This is a genomic window from Kitasatospora sp. NPDC054768 (assembly GCF_053612025.1).
Genome location: NZ_JBSHBN010000024.1, coordinates 5,876 through 12,286 on the forward strand (window position 1 = coordinate 5,876; position 6,411 = coordinate 12,286).

Here is a 6,411-nt window from a genome sequence, read left to right on the forward strand (position 1 = left end):
GACCTACACCGTCACCCAGGCGGACATCGACGCGGGCACCGTGACCAACACCGCCACCGCCCACGGAACCCCACCCAGCGGCCCGCCCGTCACCTCACCCCCCGCAACCGCCCGAATCACCGCGACCAGCACACCGGCACCCCTGCCGACGCAGCCCCCGAAGCACCCGAACGAGCTGCCGAACACGGGCACCGAGGAACTGCTCTACGCGACCGGCGCGACCCTGCTGGTCGGCCTCGGCACACTGGCCCTGGTCTCCGCCCGTGCCATCCGCCGCCTCCCGAGGCCTCGCTCCGGCAGGCAGTAGGCCGGCCGCACGCCGACCGACGGAACCAGCCCCCGGGCAGCCCGGTGCCGGCCAAGGGGCCGCAGGTTCACCTCCCGTCGTCCTGACCAGCTCTTCGCAGGCCGGAGGCCGTTCCCACCCGATGGCGGGAACGGCCTCCTTCGTTGAGACGGCGCAGGAGCACGGTCCTGCCCGGGGGCGTCTCCCGGAGCCGGCTCCCAGGTTCGGTCTCGTCCTGGGTGCGGACGAACTCCCCCACCTCTGAATGGTCCTCTTGACCAAGGCCGGAAATCACCGGAACGGTCCATTCAGAGGGGTTCCTCCGTGTACGAGCACACACCGCACACCCGCGTCCGCCGTTCCCGCCGGGGCGGCCGGCACCGGGCGGTGGCGGCCGTGACCGCCGTGGCCGCCGGTGTCCTGGCGGCCGGGGCGCTGGCACCGAGCGCGGCGTTCGCGGGCGGCAAGCCGGACGGCGTCCAGCAGAGCCTGAACGCGCTGGTGAAGGACGACGGCCTGCCCGCCGCACTGGCCTCCGTGAAGGGCCGTGACGGCCGCACCCGCACCTACACCGCGGGCGTCGGCGACCTCGCCACCGGGGCCAAGCCCCCCGTCGACGGGCAGGTACGGATCGGCAGCAACACCAAGACCTTCACCGCCGTCGTCGTCCTCCAGCTCGTCGCCGAGGGAAAGGTCGGCCTCGACTCTCCCGTCGAGACCTACCTGCCCGGCCTGCTGCGCGGCGACGGCATCGACGGACGCGACATCACCGTCCGGCAGTTGCTCCAGCACACCAGCGGCCTGCCCGAGTACGTGGACAAGGACTCCATCCTCACCGGCCCGAACCGGTACTACGAACCGCGCGAGCTCCTCGACGCGGCTCTGGCCCAGAAAGCCCACTTCGCCCCGGGTACGCGCTGGGAGTACAGCAACACCAACTACCTGCTGGCCGGCCTGATCATCCAGAAGGTCACCGGGCGGCCGCTCGGCGAGGAGGTCAACCGGCGCATCGTCGACCGCATCGGTCTGCGCCACACCTACTTCCCCACCCCCGGCGACACCACCCTCCACGAGGCCCACCCCAAGGGCTACAACCGGGAAGCCGACGGCTCGCTCCGCGACTACACGGAGCTGGACCCGTCCTGGGGTTGGGCGGCAGGCGCCGTCGTCTCCACCCCCAGTGACCTCACCCGCTTCTACACCGCGCTCCTCGGCGGCCGGCTCCTGCCCCCGGCGCAGCTCGCCCAGATGCGCACCACCGTCCCCGCCGACGAGGTGGGTCCCGGCGTCCGCTACGGGCTGGGCCTGGTGAGCCATCCGCTGTCGTGCGGCGGCCTGTACTGGGGCCACGGCGGGACCATCCCGGGCTACTACACCGCCGGGGGCGCCACCGACGACGGCCGCGCCGCCGGCATCGCGGTGACCGTGATCCCGGGCGACGAGACCGAGCAGCACGTCAAGGCCACGGTGGACGCGGCCCTGTGTCGCTGACCCCGCGGACCCTCCCCGGTCCGGCCTGAGCATCCGCGATCCGCACCGGCACCACCAACGGGTTCCGCGCGCCCCGGCACGCCTCGGCGCACGGAACCCGCACAGCCCGGCAATTCCCCCTTCAGCAGAGGAGTTCCTCCGTGAACGAGCACACACCGCACACCCGCGTCCGCCGTTCCCGCCGGGGCGGCCGGCACCGGGCGGTGGCGGCCGTGACCGCCGTGGCCGCCGGTGTCCTGGCGGCCGGGGCGCTGGCATCGACCGCGGCGTTCGCGGGCGGCAAGCCGGACAGCGTCCAGCAGAGCCTGAACGCGCTGGTGAAGGACGACGGCCCGCCCGCCGCACTGGCCTCCGTGAAGGGCCGTGACGGCCGCACCCGCACCTACACCGCGGGCGTCGGCGACCTCGCCACCGGGGCCAAGCCCCCCGTCGACGGGCAGATACGCGCCGGCAGCAACACCAAGACCTTCACCGCCGTCGTCGTCCTCCAGCTCGTCGCCGAGGGAAAGGTCGGCCTCGACTCTCCCGTCGAGACCTACCTGCCCGGCCTGCTGCGCGGCGACGGCATCGACGGACACGACATCACCGTCCGTCAACTGCTCCAGCACACCAGCGGCCTGCCCGAGTACATGGACGCCCCCGCCCTCTCGGACTTCACCACCGTGCAGTACCGCTACTTCGAGCCCCGCGACCTCCTCGACGGCGCGCTCGCCCAGAAGGCCCGCTTCCCCGCGGGAACCAGCTGGGAGTACAGCAACACCAACTACATCGTCGCCGGACTCCTCGCCCAGAAGGTCACCGGACGGCCGCTCGGCGAGGAGATCACCAAGCGCGTCATCAACCGCATCGGCCTGCGCCACACCTACTTCCCCACCCCCGGCGACACCACCATCCACGAGGCCCACCCCCACGGCTACTTCCGCAGCACGCCGGACGCTCCCCCGGTCGACTACACCGACATGGACACCTCGATGGCCTGGGCGGCCGGGGCGGTCGTCACCACCAACACCGACCTCAACTCGTTCTTCGCCGCGCTCCTCGGCGGCCGGCTCCTGCCCCCGGCACAGCTCGCCGAGATGCGCGCCACCGTCCCCGCCGAACTCCTGGGCCCAGGTGTCCGCTACGGTCTGGGCCTGCAGAGCAGGCCGCTCTCCTGCGGCGGCCTGGCCTGGGGCCACGGCGGCACCTCCCCCGGCTACCGCTCCCGCGGCGGCGTCACCGACGACGGCCGCGCCGTCACCATCACGGTCACCACCGTCCCCGGCGCGGACGGCGCGCAGCACATGGCGGAAGCCCTGGACGCGGCCCTCTGCCGCTGACCCACCCCTCGGGCCGGCTCCCGCGCGCGGGGGCCGGGCACCGGACGGCCTCGCGGCTCGGGGAGACTCGGGGCAACCGGCCCGCTCCGCCCGGCTTCAGGCGCGGCGCCACCGCGGCCTCCCCCGTGTGCACCGTGCGCACGGCGGCCGAGAGCTCCTCGGGGGAGCAGTCCTTGGGCAGGAACCCGGACGCGCCGGCGCGCAGGGCGGCCACCACGTACTCGTCCATGTCGAAGGTGCTCAGCGCGAGGACCCGGCACTCGGGCAGTTCCCGGGTGAGCCGCTCGGTCGCCTGGACCCCGTCGAGCACTGGCATCCGGATGTCCATCACCACGACGTCGGGCCGGTGCCGGTGCGCGAGGTCGACCGCCCGCTGCCCGTCGTCGGCCTCGGCGACCACGTCGAACGCCGGGTCGGGGGACAGGATCAGGGCCAGGCCCCGCCGCACCAGCGGCTGGTCGTCCGCGATCAGTACCCTGATCCGCTCCAGCGTTTCCGTCTTCCGAGCCGCTCCTCACCGTCGACCGGCGCCACCGGCAGGCTGGCCACCACCCGGAAGCCACCACCGTCCACACCGCCTGCCACCAGGCTGCCGCCGTGCAGCGCGACGCGTTCGCGCATTCCGATCAGACCGTACCCGGTGCGGCCCGCCCTCGGTCCGGCCGCACCGCCCGCCCCCGCCAGGGCGCCCACCGGTGTGTCGGCCGACGCGGCGGTGCCGTTGTCGGACACCTCGACGGTGATCCGGTCGACCGGTGGAGCCCGCAGCGGCCGGGGCAGGGCTGGTATCCGCCGCGCTGGGCCGGGCACGTCCGCCTGACCTGTGACGCCGCCGCACGCGCCTTCCGATCCGGGAGCGTGGCGGGCCGGCTCGGCCTAACGGGCTCCCGGCGGGCGGTCGCCGTGCTGCCCGGTGGTGTCGATGGCGTCGCGCAGGGCGGGCAGGTCCGTGATGGCGGCCTGCTCGGCGAAACGGGCCAGAAGCCGGCACAGGACCCGCTCGTCCCGGTCGCGGACAGCTTCGGCGATGGCCACCGCCGGCGACGCCTGGGCATGGGGCTCGGGGGTGCGCACCTGCCGCACTACCTGCGGCCCTTCCACCGCTCGCCTCCCGCTCACTCGTCGTCCTGGCCGCCGGGCGCGGCGTCCTCCGTCCTGGCGCGGCTGCGGCGACCGGCCGCCGCCCTGTCCGGAGCGGAGACTACCTCCCCGACCGACACCGCAAAATCTATGCCCGCCGGAGTAGACATTGCCGCGCACCGTGGTTAATGTTTCTCTCGTAGACGAGGTCGAGCGGTATCCGCCAGACACGAACTGGCGGGCAGCAGGAAAGAAGTTCGCAGGTCGGCACGGTTGCAGGGCCCTGAAGCCAGGGATGGTGCAGTAAGGCGACAGGACCGGTGGCCGGGCCGGGCGGCCCGCAGGATCAGGGGCCGCCGCCCAGCAGTACCGCATTTCGGTAAATGCATTACCAGCAGGTGAAGTTGAGTTGCGCAGTACCGGCAGTCGCAGTACGCGGTATCCCAGTGAAGGCGCCCAGACTGCGGGCGCGCGTGCTGGGAGTCCGGCAGTGGGGTTCCAAGCCGAACGGTTGAGCAGGACGGGCGACGGGGCTGACTGCCGGAACCGGCGGACCACCAGGACCGCCACAGCAGCACCGGGTAGTTGGCACTACCACGCAGTTCGCAGTACCAGCAGTACCGCAGTTCCGAGCAGTTCGCAGTACCCGGCAGTTGGAAGTACCCGCAGTTCGCAGTAATCGGTCAGTACAGAAGATGAACGGAGGGGACAGAGCGCCATCAGGATCGCCCGGCCCGTGAGGCATCACCCGGGCGGATTCCGAAGACCCCAAGGCAAGGACGGTGGTTTCCGGTCACGCATACGCGATCCCCGCACGCTCCCTCCCCCGGGGGCGAGGCGGACATGAGGAAGTCGGCCACAGGCCGGCAGATGGTGTAAAACCCTTCGGGGCCCCGGGAGCCGCAACGGCCCCGGGGCCCCTCAGCGCGTCCCCGGACAGAACAACAAGAAGAGGTGCAGTGACCACGGCAACCATCCGACCCCACACCCCCGACGCCGTCAGCTCGTTCGACGATGACGACTACCCCGCCTACACCATGGGCCGCGCCGCCGAGATGACCGGCACCACCCCCGGCTTCCTGCGCTCGCTCGGCGAGCAGGGCCTCATCACCCCCCTGCGCTCCGACGGCGGCCACCGCCGCTACTCCCGCTACCAGCTTCGGATCGCGATGCGCGCCCGCGACCTCGTCGACCAGGGCACCGCCATCGACGCCGCCTGCCGCATCATCATCCTCGAAGACCAACTCGAGGAAGCCCTGCGCATCAACGAGCAGCTCCGCCACTCCCAACACGGCCAGGAACCCGCCGCCGACACCTGACCCAGCCATCCAGGCCGACGAAACCGGCCCGCGGTGAGCAGCAGGTGCCCACCGCAGGCCGCCCGGGACACGAGCCCCTCGGTTCCGGTTCGCCAGCCGACCGTTCTCCACCGGCCCGGCCGCCCGACACCCTGCCTCACGGCGCGGACCACGCAGACCGCTTCCGCGCAGGGGGATTCCAGGTTCGCGTGAGGCCGCACCGGCCCGGCGCATCCGCCGGTAGGGGCGAAGCGCGCTGCGGGCGGATACCGCGATGGCCGGCGCGTCGGCGCCGACGCGCCGGGCCTAGAAGCGGAGCAGGCCGATGGCGTGGCCGTCGTGGTCCACCACCGGCCACACGGCCAGGCCGCGGGAACGCATGGCGGCGGCCGCGGTGGCGGCGGGCATGTCGGCGGTGGCGAACGGGGCCCGGTCGAGGACTATGTCGCGCACCGGGGTGCGCTCGGTGGACCGGGAGCGGGTCTGGAACGGCGCCAGGTGCAGGCGGGTCAGCAACCCCGCGCAGCGGCCGTCGTCGTCGCGGACCAGGAGGTGGTCGGCACCGGAGCTCTGCAGGATGTCCATCGCCATGTCGACCATGACGTCGTCGCTGATCTGCAGCTCCGGGCATTTCATAAGGTCGCCGACCGTGGCGGTGGTCGCGGGGCATTCGAGGGTGATGGTCATGGGCAGACTCCTTCGCGTATCCACCGCCGGGACCGGCGGTAGTCAGGGCACTGGCGGTGGAACGGCCGGCGGGTGCGCCGGAGCGGGCCGAGACTGCTCTCCGCTTGGTGAGTGGTGGGGGGCCCCGCAGGGGCGGCCCGACCCGCCCCCCCCAAACACCCAAGCGGGGATGGGGGACCGGCCGGGGGGCCCGCGGGGGCCCCTGGAGGCCCGGTTTTTGACGCCCCGGGGGGGTTGGGCGGGGGCGGCG

At 72.9% G+C, this 6,411-nt stretch carries 7 protein-coding genes and 1 pseudogene; 4 read left to right on the forward strand and 4 right to left on the reverse strand.

Annotation, left to right across the window (positions count from 1 at the left end):
* The 3 genes from ACWGKU_RS10115 to ACWGKU_RS10125 form a co-directional block, all read left to right on the forward strand.
* Positions 1–307, forward strand: a 307-nt coding sequence (locus ACWGKU_RS10115; protein ID WP_452191397.1) for a DUF7507 domain-containing protein, incomplete at its 5' end; no start/stop codon positions are given.
* A gap of 303 nt (positions 308–610) precedes the next feature.
* The gene (locus ACWGKU_RS10120; protein WP_452180387.1) at positions 611–1,777 is read left to right on the forward strand and encodes a serine hydrolase domain-containing protein; all 1,167 of its coding nucleotides are present in this window, start codon (positions 611–613) and stop codon (positions 1,775–1,777) included.
* 140 nt (positions 1,778–1,917) lie between these two features.
* Complete coding sequence (locus tag ACWGKU_RS10125) at positions 1,918–3,096, forward strand: serine hydrolase domain-containing protein (protein ID WP_452180388.1); 1,179 nt, start codon at positions 1,918–1,920, stop codon at positions 3,094–3,096.
* Between the two features lie 25 nt (positions 3,097–3,121).
* On the opposite strand, the pseudogene ACWGKU_RS10130 reads toward ACWGKU_RS10125, so the two are convergent.
* The 3 genes and pseudogenes from ACWGKU_RS10130 to ACWGKU_RS10140 all read right to left on the reverse strand — a co-directional run.
* Positions 3,122–3,586, reverse strand: a pseudogene (locus ACWGKU_RS10130) (response regulator); the annotation flags it as partial.
* The gene (locus tag ACWGKU_RS10135; protein WP_401054994.1) at positions 3,565–3,906 is read right to left on the reverse strand and encodes an ATP-binding protein; all 342 of its coding nucleotides are present in this window, start codon (positions 3,904–3,906) and stop codon (positions 3,565–3,567) included. The pseudogene ACWGKU_RS10130 and the gene ACWGKU_RS10135, both read right to left, overlap by 22 nt.
* 66 nt (positions 3,907–3,972) lie before the next feature.
* Positions 3,973–4,170: a hypothetical protein gene (locus ACWGKU_RS10140; RefSeq protein ID WP_401054993.1), complete on the reverse strand. Its 198-nt coding sequence runs from the start codon at positions 4,168–4,170 to the stop codon at positions 3,973–3,975.
* 1,043 nt (positions 4,171–5,213) lie between these two features.
* Here ACWGKU_RS10140 and ACWGKU_RS10145 point away from each other — a divergent pair.
* Positions 5,214–5,495, forward strand: coding sequence for a helix-turn-helix domain-containing protein (locus ACWGKU_RS10145; RefSeq protein WP_401054235.1), 282 nt, complete (start codon positions 5,214–5,216; stop codon positions 5,493–5,495).
* Positions 5,496–5,780: 285 nt separating this feature from the next.
* On the opposite strand, the gene ACWGKU_RS10150 is transcribed toward ACWGKU_RS10145, so the two are convergent.
* Entirely contained in the window at positions 5,781–6,161 is a 381-nt protein-coding gene (locus tag ACWGKU_RS10150; RefSeq protein WP_401054233.1) for a CBS domain-containing protein, read from the reverse strand.
* Positions 6,162–6,411 lie beyond the last annotated feature (250 nt).